Genomic DNA, 17,289 nt, shown 5'->3' with positions numbered 1-17,289 from the left:
GAGGTGAAAAATGTTAGAAAAAGAAATAGAAAAATATTTGCGAGACAAAATAAAAAATTTAGGTGGGATAGCATATAAATTTATTTCGCCCGGCAATAACGGAGTACCTGACAGAATTGTATTAATTCCAGGCGGAAAAATTATATTTGTGGAACTTAAAAATGAACACGGGAAAACAAGCAAAATGCAGGATATGCAAATTGCAAGGATAAGGAATTTGGGATTTGATGTGAGAATGATTAACAGTAAACAGAAAGTAGATGATCTTATCAATGAAATACAAACCACATAACTATCAGAGATACTGCATTGAACGTGGTATAGTACAAAAAGAATTAGGGCTGTTTCTTGGCATGGGGCTTGGTAAGACGGTTATCACGCTTACGATATTAAATGACTTAATATACAACAGATTTCAAGTGTCTAAGGTGCTTATTATAGCGCCTAAGAAAGTAGCAGAGATGACTTGGAACACTGAGGCAGAAAAGTGGGATCACTTAACTAATCTTAGAATAATATCAGTGCTTGGATCTCAAATCAAAAGACTAAGGGCATTAAATACGAATGCAGATATATATATAATAAACCGTGAGAATGTACAGTGGCTCGTCGACCACTACAAGAACATGTGGCCGTTCGATATGGTAGTAATCGATGAGCTGTCGAGTTTTAAAAATCACCAAGCTAAGAGATTTAAGGCGTTGAAATGTGTAAGACCTCACATAAACCGTATTATAGGTCTTACAGGAACACCTGCACCTAAGAGCCTGATGGACTTATGGGCTCAGATATATTTACTTGACAAAGGCGAAAGACTGCATAAGACAATCGGACAGTTCAGGGCGCATTACTTCGACAGCTATCAAGTAGATTCATCAGGCAGACACGAATATACAGCAAAAAATACAGCTAACGAAGTGATATCAGACAAGATAAAAGATATATGTATATCTATGAACGAACAAGATTATCTCGAATTGCCCGATTTAATTGATAATCCGATTTGGATAAAATTGGACGAAAAAGCAGAAAGGCAGTACAAAGAACTTGAAAAGCAAATGATATTACAATTGCCCGAGGGGGATATATCAGTTACAAGTGGTGCAGCACTTTCAAATAAACTGTTACAGCTCTGCAATGGCGCACTGTATGATGAGGATAGGAAAGTCCATCATGTGCATGATTGCAAGATGGACGCTTTACTTGAGACATTAGAAAGTCTTGATGGTCAAAGTGTAATGATATTTTATAGTTTTCAGCACGACAAAGAAAGGATACTGAAAGCCCTACCAAAAGGCTTAAGAGTACGAGAACTTAAAACCATACAAGACCAAGAGGATTGGAACAATAAGGAAATTGACATACTACTTGCGCATCCCGCAAGTGCAGGATACGGATTAAACTTGCAAGATGGAGGAAATCATATGATATGGTTTGGGCTCAACTGGTCGTTGGAACTGTATCAACAAGCAATAAAAAGACTACACAGACAAGGGCAAAGGCAAAAAGTATTCATTCACCAGTTACTCGTAAAAGGCGGAAGAGATGAAGACGTGGCTAAAGCTCTTGTGGAAAAAGGCGACACGCAACAAATGTTAATGGACAGTTTAAAAGCAAGAATCGAGGCGGTGAAAAAATGATGCTTGAAAGTGTAACAAAAAAACTAACTGATAAAGAAATAAAAATAATAAAGTCAGCATTAAAACAAGCAGATGAGAGAGAACTGCTAAAAAAATTAAAGAATAAACAAATTTTGATACGGGAGAAATTAAAATATGAATGATTTGGTTGTAAAAGCAATTGAAGATGAAATATCAAAGTTAAGAGATGACATAGATACAAATATATATTTAGCGTGGAAAAATCCACACTTAAAAGAAAAATTAGAAAATCAAAATGAAAAAATAAAAAAGTTAATAAAACAATATGAAGAAGAATTAGATAAGATAGAGGAGATAGAATATGAAGAAACAAGTCTATCATAAAGCAAAAGCAAAGCAAGTATATATGACGCAATCACAAGTAACAAGAGCATTAATTCAAAAAGAAATAACAGAAAAATCAATGATAATGCTCTTAGGTATACCTCTTATAGTGCTTCGTGATAAATACAGCTTTGGCAAAAAGAGATTAGAACTGTTCACAGAAGAAGTATTAAAACAAGTAAAATGCGTAGAAAACAACGTAGTAACACTTGAAGAACTACACGAAGTTATCAAGAAAGAAACAGGAATGGAGATAAAAATATAAAGGAGATAGAAGAAGATGAATTATAAAATAAAGAATTTATTAAATGCAATAATTCAACAAGCTGACAATGCAAAGTCAAACATTATTGTTGATTATGAAACTATGAAAGAAATAGAGTGCAAGTAGATAAAACTGAATTTACGAGTAAAAGCAATTGAAGAAATAAGGAAAAATATAAAGGAGTTGGATAAATGGGGATAAAATATGAGCTATTCAATCTTAGACAATTATCAAGAACTATTGATGCAAAAGAAAGAGAATTAGCACAAGTCAGAAGATATTATAAGACTCTACAGGGTATTGACTACTCAAAAGAAAAACTATCAGGTGGATTAAAATGTGATTTTACCAATACAGTTGATAAGATAATTGACCTTGAAAGAGAGATAACAGCTGATATTGATGAGTTGTGTGATAAAAAAGAATACTTAAATAAGCAGCTTAAAAAAATATTATTTGGTGAGGAGTATCTGATAATTCAAATGTATTTCTTCGAGGAAATGAATAATGAGGAGATAGCTGTAAAAATAAATAGGAGTTACAGTACAGTAAAAAGAACGAAAAGAAAGGCTTTTGAAAAAATTTTAAAAGTTGACCCACAATGACCCACTAAGATGTGATACAATAGTATCGTGGAAAACTCCTAAAAAATATTTTTTATCAGCAAAAAGACTTCTTAAATGAGGTCTTTTTTGTTATAATAGAATGGATAAAAATAATTTTTTAGGAGGAATTATAATGGCAAGCGGAGAATATTATTTTGATGGTGGTTTATTAGAACTAATAGGTTGGTATATTTTAGGATTTATAGTAACTACGCTTACTCTTGGTATTTGCTTTCCTTGGGCAATAACTATGATATATTCTTGGGAAGCTAAACACACAGTTTTAGATGGAAGAAGATTAAGATTTAAAGGTACTGCTATAGGTCTTTTTGGTAATTGGATAAAATGGTTATTACTAACAATAATAACTTTTGGTATTTATGGCTTTTGGGTTGGTATAGCACTTAAAAAATGGAAAACTAAAAATCTTGAATTTGAAAATTAAGGCATCTTATTAAAGACGCCTTTTTTAATGGGAGTATATATTTTATATGGCTAAAGTAAGAGCGGACAAGCAAAGTGGACACAGAGCAGTATATGAGAGTAATCGTCGTAAGATATTAAAAACACGGAACACATGTGAAATATGTGGGCACCCTATAGACATGTCCTTAAAAGCACCGCACCCACTATCACCTGTAATAGACCATATAGTGCCCATTAGTAAAGGTGGACATCCAAGCGACATTAACAACCTACAGTTAGCTCATTGACAATGTAACAGGGCTAAGAGTGATAAACTATTTGTCACTCAAGAAAAAAAACAAGACAAAGAAGTTATTGGAAACAGAAATTTGCCACAAACAATTGATTGGCAAAATTACAATAAATAGTAAAAAAAGTGAAATTTGTTTAAAATCATGAAAATTATAGAAAAGATGATTTTTGGTCAAAAAACGTAAAAAAGGCATAAAATAAAGAGCTTTTTTCATTTTTTAAGAGAAAAAGTGCTTATGGGGGCATAACTCCCCCTCTTTAAGCTCTTAAGAGGTTCACGCCGTCATTGTACATATTTCTCGCTGAGAAAATAAAAGGAGTAATAAAAAATGATTAATATAGAAAAAACTAATGGTAACGGGAAATTGGAATATTTAAGAAAAAAACTTGCGAATTATGAGAAAAGAGTAATACACAGATACAAGCAATATGACATGAAATATAACGATAAGATGTATGGAATAACAATACCTGAGCATATCAGAGCAAGATACAGAGCAGTGCTTGGTTGGTGTGGAAAAGCGGTAGATAGCTTAGCGGATAGATTGATTTTCAGAGAATTTGAAGATGATAATTTCGAGATAAACGAAATCTTTAATATGAACAATCCGGATGTATTCTTTGACAGTGTTATACTATCAGCCTTAATCGGTTCATGTTGTTTTGTATATATATCAAAAGGAAATGATGATATACCGAGATTGCAAGTAATAGAGGCTAATAACGCTACAGGCATAATAGATCCTATAACAGGGCTACTCAAATATGGCTATGCGATACTTGAAAAAGATGATAATGGTAATGCAACTGTTGAGGCACTGTTATTACCTGAAAAGACGATAATATACTATAAAGACAAGCAAGATGAAATATATGAGCATAATGTTGAATATCCTCTGTTAGTGCCAATAATACACAGACCTGACGCTGTTAGACCGTTTGGACGCAGTCGAATATCAAGGTCGGCTATGTATTGGCAAAAGTACGCTAAAAGGACACTTGAAAGAGCAGATGTAACGGCTGAATTTTATTCATTCCCGCAAAAATATATATTAGGTATGAATAATGATGCTGAGTCGTTAGACACGTGGAAAGCCACAATAACATCTATGCTACAGATTAGTAAAGATGAAGAGGGAGATAAGCCTGTGCTTGGTCAATTTACAACGGCATCCATGTCTCCATTTACGGAGCAGTTAAGAATGGCAGCTGCGGGGTTTGCGGGAGAAACAGGACTAACGCTTGATGATTTGGGGTTTGTATCAGATAATCCAAGTTCAAGTGAAGCTATAAAGGCAAGCCATGAGACACTTAGAGTAATGGCAAGAAAAGCACAAAGGAGCTTTTCATCAGGGCTGCTTAATGTAGGATATCTTGCGGCTTGTCTGCGTGATGACTATCCATATCTTAGAAATCAGTTTTACAATATAAAAGTAAAATGGGAGCCTGTTTTTGAGCCTGACGCAAGTACATTGTCATTGGTCGGTGACGGAGCAATAAAGATAAATCAGGCAGTGCCGGGGTATATTTCTGCGAAAGTGTTAAGAGACCTTACAGGTATAAAAGGTGAAAAGCAAGAGATACAAGCAGATATGCAATCTGTAGAAGAAAATAACGGACAAAGTGATAAACAGGCAAATAGGATAATATCAACTTATGAAGTTACCTCACTACTTGGTAATTATCAAAAAGGTGTATTATCAAAAGAAAATGGAGTAAGATTGCTCGTTTCAATGGGATATTCAAATGACGAGGCAACAAGAATGCTTGATGAGACTAAGGTAATACAAGAGGTATAGTGATGGATATAATATCTAAGCTAAGAGATGAATTTAACAATAAATACGCTAATAGCTCAAAAATTAAAAATTTAGTTGAAAAACTTGAAAATGGAGATGTGGAGTATGGACAGGCACACGAATTTGCAATAGAATTAGGAGAAATGCTTGCAAATGTATTTAAAGAAAATCTGTCTGTTGATATGTTTCCTGATGGAAAAATAAGTTACGGCATTGCTGATAAGATATTAAATGAAACTCTCGGCAAGAACTATGACCTAATATCCGACTATTCAAGAGATATTCAAACCATAATCAATAAAAAAGCGGGGTTTAATATAAAAGGTGTAAGGGCTGAAAAAAATCAAAGCAGAATTGATAATATGGTAAAAAAAGTATCAGATGATGATTTTGAGAATGTGCAGTGGATGTTTGATGAACCTGTAAAAAATTTTTCTCAATCTATTGTTGATGATACTGTAAAGGCAAATGCTGATTTTCAATATAAATTAGGTATGCAACCTAAAATTATACGAAAATCTACAGGACATTGTTGTGATTGGTGTGAAGCACTTGTAGGAGAGTATGATTATCCTTATGAAGTGCCACCTGATGTATATAGACGACATAGATTTTGCAGATGTACAGTGGAGTATTCTCCGGGAGGTAAAAAAAAGCAAAATGTTCATACAAAGAAATGGACAGAAATTTACAAAAGTGATAAGATTAAAAAAAGAATAGAAATGTCACAAGAAAGAAAGGATGAAAATATCCGTTTGAAAAATATAGCGTATACAAAAGCAAATGAATTAGGGTATAATCCACTAAGTCAAGAGAAAGTAGTGGATATATTAAGGCGAGATTCAGATATTTGGATTGAAAATTTAACAGAAGAGGAAAAAAAGGCTATTTCAAAATATACTTACAATGGAAAAGATAAGGATGGATTAAATTTATTTGAAAAAATTAATGGATATTTAGAAGGTAATTATAATCCTGAAAATGAAAAGGAAGAAATAATGATATTAAATTATTATTCAAACATAAAAAATGCACTATTGAAGAATAATTTAGATAGTGATATAATAGTTTACAGAAACGATATAAGCCCAGAATCTTTGAATAAAACTATGAATAAATTTTTAAGTACATCTGTATCTCAAAGAGGTGTCATTGGTGGAAAGCCGAATGTTGCGATAATAGTTCCTAAAAATTCAAATGGGGCGTATATTGAAAGGTTGAGTTTTGATAATTTTAAAAAACAAAGAGAATTTTTATTAAATAGTGAAACACAATTAGAATTTATAGATAATCTTAGTGGAGATATGTATATTTACAAAGTCAAGGAGGAATAGAAAATGAATGCTCTCAGTAGTATAGAAGCAGAAAAAATATATAGAAAAAGAATAGATTCCGAAACACCGCGAATAATGAACAAAGAACAGAAAAAATTATCGGAAGAAAGAATAAAAAAAGCAAACGAGTATGCAAAAAAAATGAGAGAAAAACAGAAAGTTAGTTGTTAAAGATTGTTAGTAACTTTGTTTGAGAACCTTGTAAATTAATATAATTTTTAAACCACTCAAAAGAGTGGTTTTTTAATGCAAAAATTTAAGGAGTTATTAAAAGATGTAAAAGGTATAATACCTTTTGTATAGGCACTTATTAAAGTGTCTTTTTTAATGCAAAAAATACTTGGACACAAGGTAAAAAATGGAAGGAGATAAGATGGCTAAAACGAGGATAGGCAATCAAAATCCTACTAAGTCAGTTTTTTTGCCATCAGTAAAAAGTGAATATAAAAAGGCTATTGACCTGTACAGGAAAACAGGCAGAAAGGAGCAGATATGGCAAGAGAACCTACTTAAACACTTATTAGCTAAAAATCAAGACAATCTATGGACGCATACAAAATTCGGATATTCGTTACCGAGAAGAAATGGAAAAAATGAGGTTGTGGCTATAAGGGAGTTATACGGTCTATTTAGCGGAGAAAAAGGTCTACATACTGCACATAGAACTACTACATCTCACGCAGCTTTTGAAAGACTTATTAAATTCCTTAATGATATCGGTTTTGTAGAAAAAGAAGACTACAAGGCACTAAGACAATTCGGTCTTGAGAAGATAGAGATGATTAAGGAGTATACAGGTGTAATATGTTTTCGTACCCGCTCGGCTAAGGGCGGACTCGGTGAGGGCTTTGACTATTTGATTATTGACGAGGCTCAAGAGTACACGGACGACCAAGAAAGTGCATTAAAGTATGTAGTTACAGACAGTAAGAATCCACAGACAATATTTTGCGGTACACCGCCAACGGTAGTATCAGGCGGTACAGTTTTTGTAAATATGCGAAATAAAGCACTTGAGGGTGGTATGAAAAATACTGCTTGGGCTGAATGGTCTGTTGATGAAATGTCGGATGTGCATGATAAAGAGCTATGGTATATGTGCAATCCGTCACTTGGCACTATATTTACAGAGCGTAGCATAGAAGATGAGATAGGAACAGATGACGTAGATTTTAACATCCAAAGGCTCGGTCTATGGCTTAAATATAATCAAAAGTCTGCTATATCAGAAAAAGATTGGGAAAGACTAAAAGTAAATAGCTTGCCGAAATTCAAAGGTAAATTGTATGTGGGAATAAAATACGGTAAAGACGGTATTAATGTCGCAATGTCTATAGCTGTAAAGACATTGAGCAATCGTATATTTGTTGAAGCGATTGATTGTCAAAACGTGCGAAACGGAAATCTATGGATAATTAATTTTTTGAAAAATGCTAATATAGATAAAGTAATAATTGACGGAGCAAGTGGTCAAAATATACTTGCTAACGAGATGAAAGAGTATGGTATAAAAACAAATCTTATTTTACCGAGTGTAAAGGAAATAATCATTGCAAATGCAAAATTTGAGCAAGGTATATTTCAAGAGAGCATACTGCATAACAATCAACCCTCGCTCACAGCAGTTGCAACAAACTGTGAAAAAAGGTGGATAGGAAGTCAAGGCGGATTCGGATATAAAAGTCAATTTGAAGATAGAGATATAGCCCTGCTTGACAGTGTCATTCTTGCACATTATTTAGCAAGTGAAAAGAAACAAAAGAGCAAACAAAAAGTAAGTTATTAAATTCAGGCACTTATTAAAGTGTTTTTTTATGCAAAAATATTTATAAAAAAGGAGTTTACAAATGGAATTAGCAATTTATTTTAATAACGGAAATGTAGCGTATTTTAAGGAAGTAAAAGGATTTGAAGAAACAAAGAATGAAATTAAGTTTGCTTATTTTGGGCAAGCATCTCAATTAGACAGACAAGCAAAATTTTTAATTGAAAATATTGCGGGTTGGTCGCTTTCAGAAAAATAATATATAAAAATTACCCAGACATGGGGCTAAACATGGGAGGAATAAAAATGGAATTTAAAGCTATAACAACTCAAGAAGAACTTGACAAGACAATAGCTGACAGACTTAAAAGACAAAAAGAAAACATACTTAAAGAGTATGAAGATTATGAACAGGTCAAAAAAGAAAGGGACAGTTTTCAAAATGAACTTATAGAGTTGAAAAAAAGTGTAGAGACATTTAATACAGAAAAAGAAAATCACAGCAAGGAAATAGAGGCACTTAATACTAAAATAAAAGGCTATGAACTTAACAGCATGAGAATGAAAATAGCACTTGAAAACGGAATACCTTACAGCCTTGCAGACAGATTGAAAGGAGATGATGAAGAAAGTTTAACAAAAGATGCTAAGGCATTATCGGAATTTGTAAGTAAAAATAAACCCGTGGCACCTTTGAAGTCTACCGAACCCAAGATAGATATAAAAGATGCAAGTTATAAAAAATTATTAGGAAATTTAGAACAAGGAGAATAAGAAAATGGCAGATGTATTATCAAGAGGAACATTATTCGACCAGGAATTAGTAACGGATCTAATAAACAAAGTAAAGGGTAAATCTTCACTTTCGGTATTATCATCACAAACACCTATACCGTTTAACGGTCAAAAAGAGTTTATCTTTACAATGGATAACGAAGTTGATGTTGTCGCTGAAAATGGCAAAAAATCTCACGGCGGTATCAGCGTAGAACCTGTTAAAATAGTACCTATAAAGGTTGAATATGGAGCAAGAGTATCAGATGAATTTATATATTCAAGCGAAGAAGATAAGATTAACATATTAAAGGCATTTAATGACGGATTTGCAAAAAAGGTGGCAAAAGGTCTTGACCTTATGGCATTTCACGGTATCAATCCAAGAACAAATACTGCATCAAGTGTCATAGGTACAAATCATTTTGACAATATAGTAACGCAAACAGTATCATTTACAGCTAACGACCCTGACGCAAATATCGAAGCCGCAATTGCTATGATACACGGTAGTGAGGGAGATGTAAACGGACTGGCAATATCCCCTATATTTTCATCAGCACTTGCCAAGATGAAAGTAAACGGAGTAAGATTATTTCCTGAACTTGCTTGGGGAGCAAATCCCGGCTCAATTAACGGACTTAAAGCTGATATCAATAGGACTGTCGAAAATGCTACAGTAAAAGACAGGGCTATAATAGGCGATTTTGCAAATATGGTCAAATGGGGCTATGCAAAAGAAATACCGTTTGAAGTTATAAAATATGGAGACCCTGATAACTCCGGGAAAGACCTTAAAGGCTACAATCAAGTATATCTAAGAGCAGAAGTATATCTTGGTTGGGGTATAATGGACGGAGCATCGTTTGTGAGAATTGTGGAGGCTTAGAGTAATATGAGATATAGAAATACTAAAACAGGGGCTGTCATTGACAGTCCTTGCACTATTTCAGGCGGTGATTGGATAGTGTATGATGAAAATGAAGTAATTCAAGATAAGCAAGATGAAAATAAAAAAGATGATAATGAAGAAAATCAAGAACAAGAAGAAAGTGATGAAGTAGCAGAGCTTAGCAAGAAAGAAATAATGCAAGAGCTTGATGCACTTGGAATAAAATATAATCCAAAAGCTAATAAGCAAGAATTATATGATTTGATGATGAAAGGTAGATAAAAATGATAAACTATGCAACTATAGATGATATAACTGCACTGTTTAGACCTTTAAAACCTGATGAGATAGAAAAGGCAAATGCACTACTACCTATAGTGTCCGATTCTCTAAGAGTAGAGGCAAAAAACATAGGTAAAAACCTTGATATGATGATAAAAGACAGCATATCCTATGCGAATGTAGTCAAGTCCGTAACTGTAGATATAATAGCAAGAACTCTTATGACATCAACAGATAGCGAACCGATGATACAAAGTAGTGAGTCTGCACTTGGATATACATTTCAAGGAACATATCTTGTACCGGGCGGTGGACTTTTTATCAAAAAATCTGAACTTGCAAGGCTTGGGCTTAAAAGACAAAAATTAGGAGTGATAGAGTTGTATGGGTAGATTAAAAGGTATAAAGGTCATATTAGTATCAAAAATCGAAAGCGGAAAAGACCCTTTCGGCAATGCTATATATGATAAAAAAAACATAGAAGTTAATAATGTGCTTATAGGACAACCTACTACAGATGATATCACAAATTCACTGAATTTATATGGTAAAAAGGCTGTATATACTCTTGCTATTCCAAAGGGAGATACAAATATTTGGGAAAATCAGGAAGTAATATTTTTTGGACAAAAATGGAGAGTATTCAGCAAGGTAACGCAAGGTATAGAAAATCTTGTACCTCTATCTTGGAATAAAAAGGTAATGGTGGAGTCTTATGAGTAAGGTTTTTAAACTCAATAAAATTGGTGTAAGAGAGCTTTTAAAAGGCGAGGATATGAAAAAGGTGTTATCTGAAAAAGCTGATGAAATAGTTGGCAGATGTGGAGATGGTTTTGAATCGGATACTCATATTGGAAGAAATAGAGCTAATGTTTTGATAAAGACAAACAGTATTAAATCATATTATAAAAATCTTAAAGAAAATACTATACTAAAGGCACTAAAATGATTGAATTAACTATATATAATTATTTAAAAGACAAGATGAGCGTTCCTGTGTTTATGGAACATCAAAAAAACGAACCTGAAAAATTTGTTATTTTTGAGAAGACATCAAGCAGTAAGAAAAATCATACATACTCTGTTACAATTGCATTTCAGTCATATGCAAAGAGTATGTATGAGGCCGCAAAGTTAAATGATGAACTTAAAAAAACTGTTGAAAATATGATAGAACTTGATGATATCGCATTTGTAAAATTGAACAGTGATTATAATTTTACTGATACAACTACAAAAAAATATAGATATCAAGCGATATTTGACATTAAATATTAAAAGGAGTTGAAGAAATGGCAAATAACACTGAAAATGTAAGTTTTGGAAAACCGAAAATTGGCGGTGCGATATATTCCGCACCACTTGGTACTACATTGCCTGTCAATGCAACTGCTGCACTTGACGAAAAATTCAAAGGCTTAGGATATGTAAGTGAAGACGGGCTGACAAACGAAAATAGTATGGACACCGATAAAATAAAGGCTTGGGGCGGAGATACTGTCGCAGTAGTCCAAAAAGAAAAAGATGATACATTCAAATATACTCTCATCGAAACAATGAATATAGATGTATTAAAAGAGGTATATGGTGAGAAAAATGTAACAGGCACACTTGATACAGGTATAGTTATAAAGGCAAATTCCACACCGCCAACACCACATTGTCTGGTTATAGATATGGTGTTAAAAGGCGGTGTATTAAAAAGAATAGTAATACCTAACGGCACAGTATCAGAGATTGGCGAAATATCGTATACTGATGAAGATCCGATAGGATACGAGACAACTATAACTTGTGTACCTGATTCTGATGGAAATACACACTATGAGTACATTCAAAAACCATAAAAGAAAGGTGAAAAAATGGATAATAATACAATAAAAGGAGTTACTAAGTCAGGCTTTGAGTATGAATTGTCAAAAGATAGATTGAATAATTTTGAGCTGATTGAAATATTTGCGGAAGTAGACAACAATCCTTTATTACTCCCTAAAGCACTGACATTACTACTTGGGGCGGAGCAAAAGCAAAGATTATATGATCATCTAAGAACATCAGACGATATTGTACCTGCTGACTTGGTAGGACAGGAAATTGCAGAAATATTCAACTCAAGTCAAGTAAAAAACTAATATTCCTCGCTAAAATGATAAAAACTGATGAAAATTCTTTAATTTGCGATTTGGCGCAGACATATAACATCTATGATTATAAACAGCTACCTCTTATGAGTGTGGCTGTTTTTGCATGTGGGTTAAAATCAGATAGCAGAATAAAGATGAAGATGGCAGGTCAAAAAGTGCCTGTCAATACTCTTTTGTTAGCGTCAATATGCGACACTCTCAAAATGTTATTATGGACAAAGACAAAGGACGCAAAATATAACAGAAACAGACCTAAATCAATATTAAATATAATTAATGACGTTAAAAAAGATGAAATCATCGGTTTTCATAGTAGTGAGGATTTTTTAAAAGCAAGATATAAGGAAGTGAGATGATGGCTACAGAATTAGGTAAAGCTTTTGTGCAAATAGTACCGTCTGCAAGAGGGATAGGCGGGGCGATATCTAATATTTTGGATGGAGAAGCACAAAGTGCCGGGAATATAGCAGGTCAAAGAATAGGTAGCAGTTTGATAGGAATGTTGAAAAAAATTCTTGCAATTGCAGGAATAGGAAAACTTATAGGGTCAGCCCTTACTGAAGGAGGTGAACTTGAGCAGTCAATAGGTGGAGTAGAGACTCTTTTCAAAAATAATGCTGATATGGTAAAAAAATATGCACAAGATGCATATAAGACTGTGGGAGTAAGTGCTAATGACTATATGAGTAATGTAACATCATTTTCAGCATCGCTCTTACAAGCTACAGCAGGAGATACTAAAAAAGCTGCTGAAGTAGCTCATATGGCTATGGTAGATATGTCGGACAATGCAAATAAAATGGGTTCTGATATAAGCAGTATCCAAACGGCATATCAAGGATTTGCCAAACAAAACTATACAATGCTTGACAACTTAAAACTGGGTTACGGCGGTACAAAAAAAGAAATGGAAAGATTGCTTGTAGACGCTCAAAAACTTACAGGTGTTAAATATAACATTGATAACTTATCAGATGTATATTCTGCTATACACGCTATTCAAGGGAAATTAGAAATTACAGGTACTACAGCAAAAGAAGCTTCTGAAACTTTACAAGGCTCTTTTTCTGCTATGAAATCTGCTTTTCAAAATGTGCTTGGAAGTATAGCTATAGGTGAAAATATAGAACAATCATTACAAGGATTAGTAGAAACAACTTCAACTTTTCTATTTAATAATTTTATACCTATGGTTGTAGATATAGTGAAGAATATACCCGTTGTAATTTTTGCTTTTATTGAGAGCAGTGCACCACTTTTTATGCAAGGTGGTATTGATTTAATAACACAGTTATCAGAAGGTATAATTAATGGATATCCGGAAGCTTTAAGCAATTTTTCAAGTGTAATTATAAATATGCTTGACAGTATAACTGAAAAATTACCTGAATTTTTAGAAAAAGGTATAGAAATTATTAAAAATTTAGCAAACGGACTTATGAGCAATATACCTCAACTTATTGATACTGTAGGCAATGTTTTATCTAAAATAGTTGAGTTTATACTTGTAAATCTCCCTGTTATATTAAATGCAGGAAAAGATATATTATTTTCAATAGCAAGTGGAATTATAAATAATTTACCTGCAATTGGAGAAAGCATACTAAAATTAATAGGTAAAATCATATCCACATTTCTTGTAAATTACCCTAATTTAGTAAAATCAGGATATGAACTTATTGGTTCTGTCTTAGGTGGAATCATAGAAAAAATTCCTGATGTTATTGTAGCAATAGCAAAATTGACGATAAGCGTATTAACTGAATTTGCAAAGCTTTTGCCGAATCTTTTTGTGTTTGGTATTGATATGCTTGTAAAAGTAACATTAGGAATAGCAAGCATGACAAGTAAACTGATAGGCTCAGGTATTAACGCTATAATGGGATTGTTATCTGCTATAGGAGAACTTGTAATAAACTTTTTTAAATATGGAGGTACTGTAGTAACAAATATAGGTAATGGTATAAAAGATAAAGCCTTATATGTTGTAGATTCTATTAAAAATATAATATCAAATACAGTGGACGAGATTAAAAGTTGGTTTGGAGATTTTAAAGATGCAGGTGCAAATATAGTAAATATGATAGCAGATGGTATAAAAGGTGCTATAGGAACTGTTACTGATGCCATAGGTGATGTAGTAAGTTCTGTTAGAAACTATCTTCCGTTTTCTCCTGCCAAAGAAGGACCATTAAGAGATTTAAATAAATTGGATTTTACAATTATAGCTGACGGTATTAATAGTGCTAAAAAATCTGTATTAAGTTCTACTGATGATTTGATGAGTTCAGTAAGAGACAGTTTAAATCCTACATCAGATTTTTTGATAAACAGCAATTTTGAGAAAGAAATTACAGCAAATTTAAACAGACAAAACATAGCATTTGATAAAGAAAAAAACACCGAGTATAAGAGTGAGGCAGACTATTCATCAGCAATAAATCAAATCTTATCATCTATCAATACACTAACTCAAGAGATAAGAAATCAACCATACACACAAAGAGAACTTTTAAGAAAGGGGGTTGTACAGTGAAGCAGGGATATGGAAAAATTAGTTTAGGTGGTAGCGATAATAATTATGCCGAGCAATTACAAAAAATCAGTGATAAGTCTATGTATAATATTATAAGAGCATACTATAGCGTGTTTTTATATGGCATGTTAAATTCAAATGGCGATATTGCTGAAGGATATTTTTCTATAGGAAATTATGGCGAAAGTGGAAGAGCTCATTTTAAAGAAAATAATCAATCCCATGAAATTAATATAGCAGATGAAATCAACGCGTTATATCAAAGTAATGGGATAAATGCAATAAAACCTCTTACTTTTAATACATCATGGACAGGAAATAAATCTGTGCAATTTTCTATAACTGCTCAAACTAAAACAGCTCCTACTGTAAAAATAACGAGTGTGGAAGGAAATAGTTTATTTGAACATATAGTGATAAAGTGGAACAGCACAATGCAAGAAAAATTCACTATAACTGCAACAAAAGGAAATTCTGTCAAAACATACAGCGGAGCAAAAGAAACTTTTTATAGTATAGATGCTTCCGATTTTTTGTGGCTTGAAAGTCCAGTAGAGGGAAGTTTAAAAATATCGTTGAAAGTTGAGTTTACAAATAATAAAGCTCTCAGTGAAAGTGCATGGGCAAGTGATGATGTTAATGTAAGCTTAAAAGATACAAGACCTAAATTAACTGAACTTAAAGCTATAAACAACGTTATAACTTTTAAAGGTAAAAATCTTGATAATATAAGTGCAAAAATTAGAATATATAATAAAAGTTTAAACAATGCTTTTGTAGGTGTATTCAATTTGTCCAAAAATGATATTGATAATTTTAAATTTGAAATACCTGAAGATGTCGTTTTGTATAATGGAGAACATGAAGTTTTATTAAGTATTGAAAAAGAAATCGGTAGCAGTATATTTGAAGATAAAATGAATACAACTATGATTATTACAAATAGACCTTATGTTCAGATAAATTCTTTAGAACCTTCGAATGTCTCAAGAAATTATGAAAAAAAATATGGATAAGCTGGCAAAGTATTAATCAGCAAAGCTATAATATAAGCATATATCAAAACGGTATAAAAAAATATGATAATAGCGGTGATATAGCTAAAAGCGTCGAATTAAAACCCAATACATTAACAGACGGTTTTGCAAAAATAGTATTAACTGTAACAAATACTGTGTATGGTGTTGTTAAACAAGATAGCAAAACAGCTACTTTTAGTTTATATGGTGGATTAAAACCTCCTGAATTTACTCTACAAGGTCCTTTTAGAAAAAACTATATGATTATAAGTTGGAAGAAAATCAATTTGCAAAGATATTACAGAGTAGAATTTGATATAGCAAGAAATTACAGATATGATGATAAATGGATTTTTGTAAAAGAAGATAGCGGTATTATAAGAGGAGAAGATAATTCATATAGAACAAAAGCATTGTTATTAGCAAATGATTATGTTATGAACATAAAAGTAACTATTTATAATGAGCTCAAAGAAAAAAGCAGTAATGCTATTGAAGAGGGAATAAGAGTTTGGTATAGTACAGAAGGATTAACTAAATTAAGTTTATACACAGAAGACTATAAAATTATTGTAAATGGAAATTCAACTTTTAAAAATGCCATTACGCATACTTTATTCAGATGCACAGATGAAAAATTTAATGAAGCTAAAGCTATATATACTACATCTGAGAGTAATTTTGTATATGAAGACAGTAATGTAAGAAGCGGTGTGAGATATTATTACTATATAATATCAAGTGATGATGAATACAAATCTATAATAAGCGAAATAAGAAGTAGAAAAGTAAATGTGAAAAGTTTTTTATTTACCAATTTAGATACAAAAGAAGTTCATAATTTTAATCTTGATATTTCTGCTGATTTTGATACATTAGATGGTAAAGTAGTTGTTGAGTATCTCGGTAAAGCTACTGCTGATATTGAACAAGATACGAGACATTATCAAAAAGGTTCATTTTCTTGTCTAATTAAAATTGATGATATGCAAGTTATTGACAGATTGTTTAAAGCAGAAAAAGTATCCTATAGAGATAGCTATGGAAACGGCTTTATATGTAATCTTATGAACAAGAAGATATCGTATAATGATAGATATGACCGATATGTAAGATTATCTTTTGATATGATAGAAAATGACAGTTCAAAAGTATTTGAGTAGGTGATATGA

General features: G+C 32.5%; 26 protein-coding genes. All 26 read left to right on the top strand.

What is annotated here, in order from left to right; all coding sequences use genetic code 11:
• Positions 1-10: 10 nt before the first annotated feature.
• The gene (locus HMPREF9629_RS02185) at positions 11-292 is read left to right on the top strand and encodes a VRR-NUC domain-containing protein (protein WP_009524686.1); all 282 of its coding nucleotides are present in this window, start codon (positions 11-13) and stop codon (positions 290-292) included.
• Complete coding sequence (locus tag HMPREF9629_RS02180) at positions 273-1,640, top strand: DEAD/DEAH box helicase (protein WP_009524685.1); 1,368 nt, start codon at positions 273-275, stop codon at positions 1,638-1,640. Before HMPREF9629_RS02185 ends, HMPREF9629_RS02180 begins: the two co-directional genes overlap by 20 nt.
• Positions 1,637-1,783: a hypothetical protein gene (locus HMPREF9629_RS11725; RefSeq protein WP_009524684.1), complete on the top strand. Its 147-nt coding sequence runs from the start codon at positions 1,637-1,639 to the stop codon at positions 1,781-1,783. Before HMPREF9629_RS02180 ends, HMPREF9629_RS11725 begins: the two co-directional genes overlap by 4 nt.
• Positions 1,776-1,985: a hypothetical protein gene (locus HMPREF9629_RS02175; protein ID WP_009524683.1), complete on the top strand. Its 210-nt coding sequence runs from the start codon at positions 1,776-1,778 to the stop codon at positions 1,983-1,985. The genes HMPREF9629_RS11725 and HMPREF9629_RS02175 overlap by 8 nt, the downstream gene beginning before the upstream one ends.
• Complete coding sequence (locus tag HMPREF9629_RS02170) at positions 1,963-2,250, top strand: hypothetical protein (protein ID WP_009524682.1); 288 nt, start codon at positions 1,963-1,965, stop codon at positions 2,248-2,250. Before HMPREF9629_RS02175 ends, HMPREF9629_RS02170 begins: the two co-directional genes overlap by 23 nt.
• Before the next feature lie 191 nt (positions 2,251-2,441).
• Positions 2,442-2,855 (top strand): sigma factor-like helix-turn-helix DNA-binding protein, encoded by a 414-nt coding sequence (locus HMPREF9629_RS02165; RefSeq protein WP_009524680.1) that lies wholly within the window; start codon positions 2,442-2,444, stop codon positions 2,853-2,855.
• A 133-nt stretch (positions 2,856-2,988) separates the two neighbouring features.
• Positions 2,989-3,300, top strand: coding sequence for a YjgN family protein (locus tag HMPREF9629_RS02160; RefSeq protein WP_009524679.1), 312 nt, complete (start codon positions 2,989-2,991; stop codon positions 3,298-3,300).
• 46 nt (positions 3,301-3,346) lie between these two features.
• Complete coding sequence (locus HMPREF9629_RS12725) at positions 3,347-3,568, top strand: HNH endonuclease (protein ID WP_009524678.1); 222 nt, start codon at positions 3,347-3,349, stop codon at positions 3,566-3,568.
• A gap of 333 nt (positions 3,569-3,901) precedes the next feature.
• Positions 3,902-5,371 (top strand): phage portal protein, encoded by a 1,470-nt coding sequence (locus HMPREF9629_RS02150; RefSeq protein ID WP_009524677.1) that lies wholly within the window; start codon positions 3,902-3,904, stop codon positions 5,369-5,371.
• Between the two features lie 2 nt (positions 5,372-5,373).
• Positions 5,374-6,705 carry an ADP-ribosyltransferase gene (locus HMPREF9629_RS11960; protein WP_009524676.1) on the top strand — a complete coding sequence of 444 codons (1,332 nt, stop codon included), beginning with the start codon at positions 5,374-5,376 and terminating at the stop codon, positions 6,703-6,705.
• 3 nt (positions 6,706-6,708) lie between these two features.
• Entirely contained in the window at positions 6,709-6,876 is a 168-nt protein-coding gene (locus HMPREF9629_RS11720) for a hypothetical protein (protein WP_009524675.1), read from the top strand.
• 202 nt (positions 6,877-7,078) lie between these two features.
• Entirely contained in the window at positions 7,079-8,491 is a 1,413-nt protein-coding gene (locus tag HMPREF9629_RS02140) for a terminase large subunit (protein WP_009524674.1), read from the top strand.
• A 61-nt stretch (positions 8,492-8,552) separates the two neighbouring features.
• Positions 8,553-8,729: a hypothetical protein gene (locus HMPREF9629_RS11860; RefSeq protein ID WP_009524673.1), complete on the top strand. Its 177-nt coding sequence runs from the start codon at positions 8,553-8,555 to the stop codon at positions 8,727-8,729.
• Between the two features lie 47 nt (positions 8,730-8,776).
• Complete coding sequence (locus HMPREF9629_RS02135) at positions 8,777-9,244, top strand: capsid assembly scaffolding protein Gp46 family protein (protein WP_009524672.1); 468 nt, start codon at positions 8,777-8,779, stop codon at positions 9,242-9,244.
• A gap of 4 nt (positions 9,245-9,248) precedes the next feature.
• Positions 9,249-10,133, top strand: coding sequence for a phage major capsid family protein (locus HMPREF9629_RS02130; RefSeq protein ID WP_009524671.1), 885 nt, complete (start codon positions 9,249-9,251; stop codon positions 10,131-10,133).
• Positions 10,134-10,139: 6 nt separating this feature from the next.
• Entirely contained in the window at positions 10,140-10,418 is a 279-nt protein-coding gene (locus tag HMPREF9629_RS02125) for a hypothetical protein (protein ID WP_009524670.1), read from the top strand.
• 2 nt (positions 10,419-10,420) lie between these two features.
• A complete protein-coding gene (locus HMPREF9629_RS02120) occupies positions 10,421-10,810 on the top strand; it encodes a phage Gp19/Gp15/Gp42 family protein (RefSeq protein WP_009524669.1) in 390 nt (129 codons plus the stop codon).
• The gene (locus HMPREF9629_RS02115; protein WP_009524668.1) at positions 10,803-11,141 is read left to right on the top strand and encodes a hypothetical protein; all 339 of its coding nucleotides are present in this window, start codon (positions 10,803-10,805) and stop codon (positions 11,139-11,141) included. Before HMPREF9629_RS02120 ends, HMPREF9629_RS02115 begins: the two co-directional genes overlap by 8 nt.
• Complete coding sequence (locus tag HMPREF9629_RS02110) at positions 11,134-11,367, top strand: hypothetical protein (protein WP_009524667.1); 234 nt, start codon at positions 11,134-11,136, stop codon at positions 11,365-11,367. Before HMPREF9629_RS02115 ends, HMPREF9629_RS02110 begins: the two co-directional genes overlap by 8 nt.
• Positions 11,364-11,696 carry a hypothetical protein gene (locus HMPREF9629_RS02105; RefSeq protein ID WP_009524666.1) on the top strand — a complete coding sequence of 111 codons (333 nt, stop codon included), beginning with the start codon at positions 11,364-11,366 and terminating at the stop codon, positions 11,694-11,696. Before HMPREF9629_RS02110 ends, HMPREF9629_RS02105 begins: the two co-directional genes overlap by 4 nt.
• A gap of 14 nt (positions 11,697-11,710) precedes the next feature.
• Positions 11,711-12,265 (top strand): phage tail tube protein, encoded by a 555-nt coding sequence (locus HMPREF9629_RS02100; RefSeq protein ID WP_009524665.1) that lies wholly within the window; start codon positions 11,711-11,713, stop codon positions 12,263-12,265.
• Positions 12,266-12,280: 15 nt separating this feature from the next.
• On the top strand, positions 12,281-12,550 hold the full coding sequence (locus HMPREF9629_RS02095; RefSeq protein WP_009524664.1) for a hypothetical protein: 270 nt from the start codon (positions 12,281-12,283) through the stop codon (positions 12,548-12,550).
• Positions 12,551-12,564: 14 nt separating this feature from the next.
• Positions 12,565-12,918, top strand: a complete 354-nt coding sequence (locus tag HMPREF9629_RS02090; RefSeq protein ID WP_009524663.1) for a DUF5361 domain-containing protein — start codon at positions 12,565-12,567, stop codon at positions 12,916-12,918.
• A complete protein-coding gene (locus HMPREF9629_RS11270; protein WP_009524662.1) occupies positions 12,918-15,098 on the top strand; it encodes a phage tail protein in 2,181 nt (726 codons plus the stop codon). The genes HMPREF9629_RS02090 and HMPREF9629_RS11270 overlap by 1 nt, the downstream gene beginning before the upstream one ends.
• Positions 15,095-16,114 carry a hypothetical protein gene (locus HMPREF9629_RS02075; RefSeq protein ID WP_009524661.1) on the top strand — a complete coding sequence of 340 codons (1,020 nt, stop codon included), beginning with the start codon at positions 15,095-15,097 and terminating at the stop codon, positions 16,112-16,114. The genes HMPREF9629_RS11270 and HMPREF9629_RS02075 overlap by 4 nt, the downstream gene beginning before the upstream one ends.
• A gap of 158 nt (positions 16,115-16,272) precedes the next feature.
• The gene (locus HMPREF9629_RS02070; protein ID WP_009524660.1) at positions 16,273-17,280 is read left to right on the top strand and encodes a hypothetical protein; all 1,008 of its coding nucleotides are present in this window, start codon (positions 16,273-16,275) and stop codon (positions 17,278-17,280) included.
• The last annotated feature ends 9 nt before the right edge of the window (positions 17,281-17,289 follow it).

Origin of the sequence: Peptoanaerobacter stomatis (genome assembly GCF_000238115.1) — a bacterium.
Classification (GTDB): domain Bacteria; phylum Bacillota; class Clostridia; order Peptostreptococcales; family Filifactoraceae; genus Peptoanaerobacter; species Peptoanaerobacter stomatis.
This window is presented reverse-complemented; position numbering and strand designations above follow the sequence as displayed.

Coding starts and splice junctions, on each gene's coding strand:
- HMPREF9629_RS02105 (WP_009524666.1), top strand. CDS start 11,364: ATGATTGAATTAACTATATATAATTATTTAAAAGACAAGATGAGCGTT.
- HMPREF9629_RS02120 (WP_009524669.1), top strand. CDS start 10,421: ATGATAAACTATGCAACTATAGATGATATAACTGCACTGTTTAGACCT.
- HMPREF9629_RS02150 (WP_009524677.1), top strand. CDS start 3,902: ATGATTAATATAGAAAAAACTAATGGTAACGGGAAATTGGAATATTTA.
- HMPREF9629_RS02185 (WP_009524686.1), top strand. CDS start 11: ATGTTAGAAAAAGAAATAGAAAAATATTTGCGAGACAAAATAAAAAAT.
- HMPREF9629_RS11960 (WP_009524676.1), top strand. CDS start 5,374: ATGGATATAATATCTAAGCTAAGAGATGAATTTAACAATAAATACGCT.
- HMPREF9629_RS02140 (WP_009524674.1), top strand. CDS start 7,079: ATGGCTAAAACGAGGATAGGCAATCAAAATCCTACTAAGTCAGTTTTT.
- HMPREF9629_RS02095 (WP_009524664.1), top strand. CDS start 12,281: ATGGATAATAATACAATAAAAGGAGTTACTAAGTCAGGCTTTGAGTAT.
- HMPREF9629_RS02125 (WP_009524670.1), top strand. CDS start 10,140: ATGAGATATAGAAATACTAAAACAGGGGCTGTCATTGACAGTCCTTGC.
- HMPREF9629_RS02160 (WP_009524679.1), top strand. CDS start 2,989: ATGGCAAGCGGAGAATATTATTTTGATGGTGGTTTATTAGAACTAATA.
- HMPREF9629_RS12725 (WP_009524678.1), top strand. CDS start 3,347: ATGGCTAAAGTAAGAGCGGACAAGCAAAGTGGACACAGAGCAGTATAT.
- HMPREF9629_RS11860 (WP_009524673.1), top strand. CDS start 8,553: ATGGAATTAGCAATTTATTTTAATAACGGAAATGTAGCGTATTTTAAG.
- HMPREF9629_RS02100 (WP_009524665.1), top strand. CDS start 11,711: ATGGCAAATAACACTGAAAATGTAAGTTTTGGAAAACCGAAAATTGGC.
- HMPREF9629_RS02115 (WP_009524668.1), top strand. CDS start 10,803: ATGGGTAGATTAAAAGGTATAAAGGTCATATTAGTATCAAAAATCGAA.
- HMPREF9629_RS02130 (WP_009524671.1), top strand. CDS start 9,249: ATGGCAGATGTATTATCAAGAGGAACATTATTCGACCAGGAATTAGTA.
- HMPREF9629_RS02110 (WP_009524667.1), top strand. CDS start 11,134: ATGAGTAAGGTTTTTAAACTCAATAAAATTGGTGTAAGAGAGCTTTTA.
- HMPREF9629_RS02175 (WP_009524683.1), top strand. CDS start 1,776: ATGAATGATTTGGTTGTAAAAGCAATTGAAGATGAAATATCAAAGTTA.
- HMPREF9629_RS02090 (WP_009524663.1), top strand. CDS start 12,565: ATGATAAAAACTGATGAAAATTCTTTAATTTGCGATTTGGCGCAGACA.
- HMPREF9629_RS11270 (WP_009524662.1), top strand. CDS start 12,918: ATGGCTACAGAATTAGGTAAAGCTTTTGTGCAAATAGTACCGTCTGCA.
- HMPREF9629_RS02170 (WP_009524682.1), top strand. CDS start 1,963: ATGAAGAAACAAGTCTATCATAAAGCAAAAGCAAAGCAAGTATATATG.
- HMPREF9629_RS02165 (WP_009524680.1), top strand. CDS start 2,442: ATGGGGATAAAATATGAGCTATTCAATCTTAGACAATTATCAAGAACT.
- HMPREF9629_RS11720 (WP_009524675.1), top strand. CDS start 6,709: ATGAATGCTCTCAGTAGTATAGAAGCAGAAAAAATATATAGAAAAAGA.
- HMPREF9629_RS11725 (WP_009524684.1), top strand. CDS start 1,637: ATGATGCTTGAAAGTGTAACAAAAAAACTAACTGATAAAGAAATAAAA.
- HMPREF9629_RS02180 (WP_009524685.1), top strand. CDS start 273: ATGAAATACAAACCACATAACTATCAGAGATACTGCATTGAACGTGGT.
- HMPREF9629_RS02135 (WP_009524672.1), top strand. CDS start 8,777: ATGGAATTTAAAGCTATAACAACTCAAGAAGAACTTGACAAGACAATA.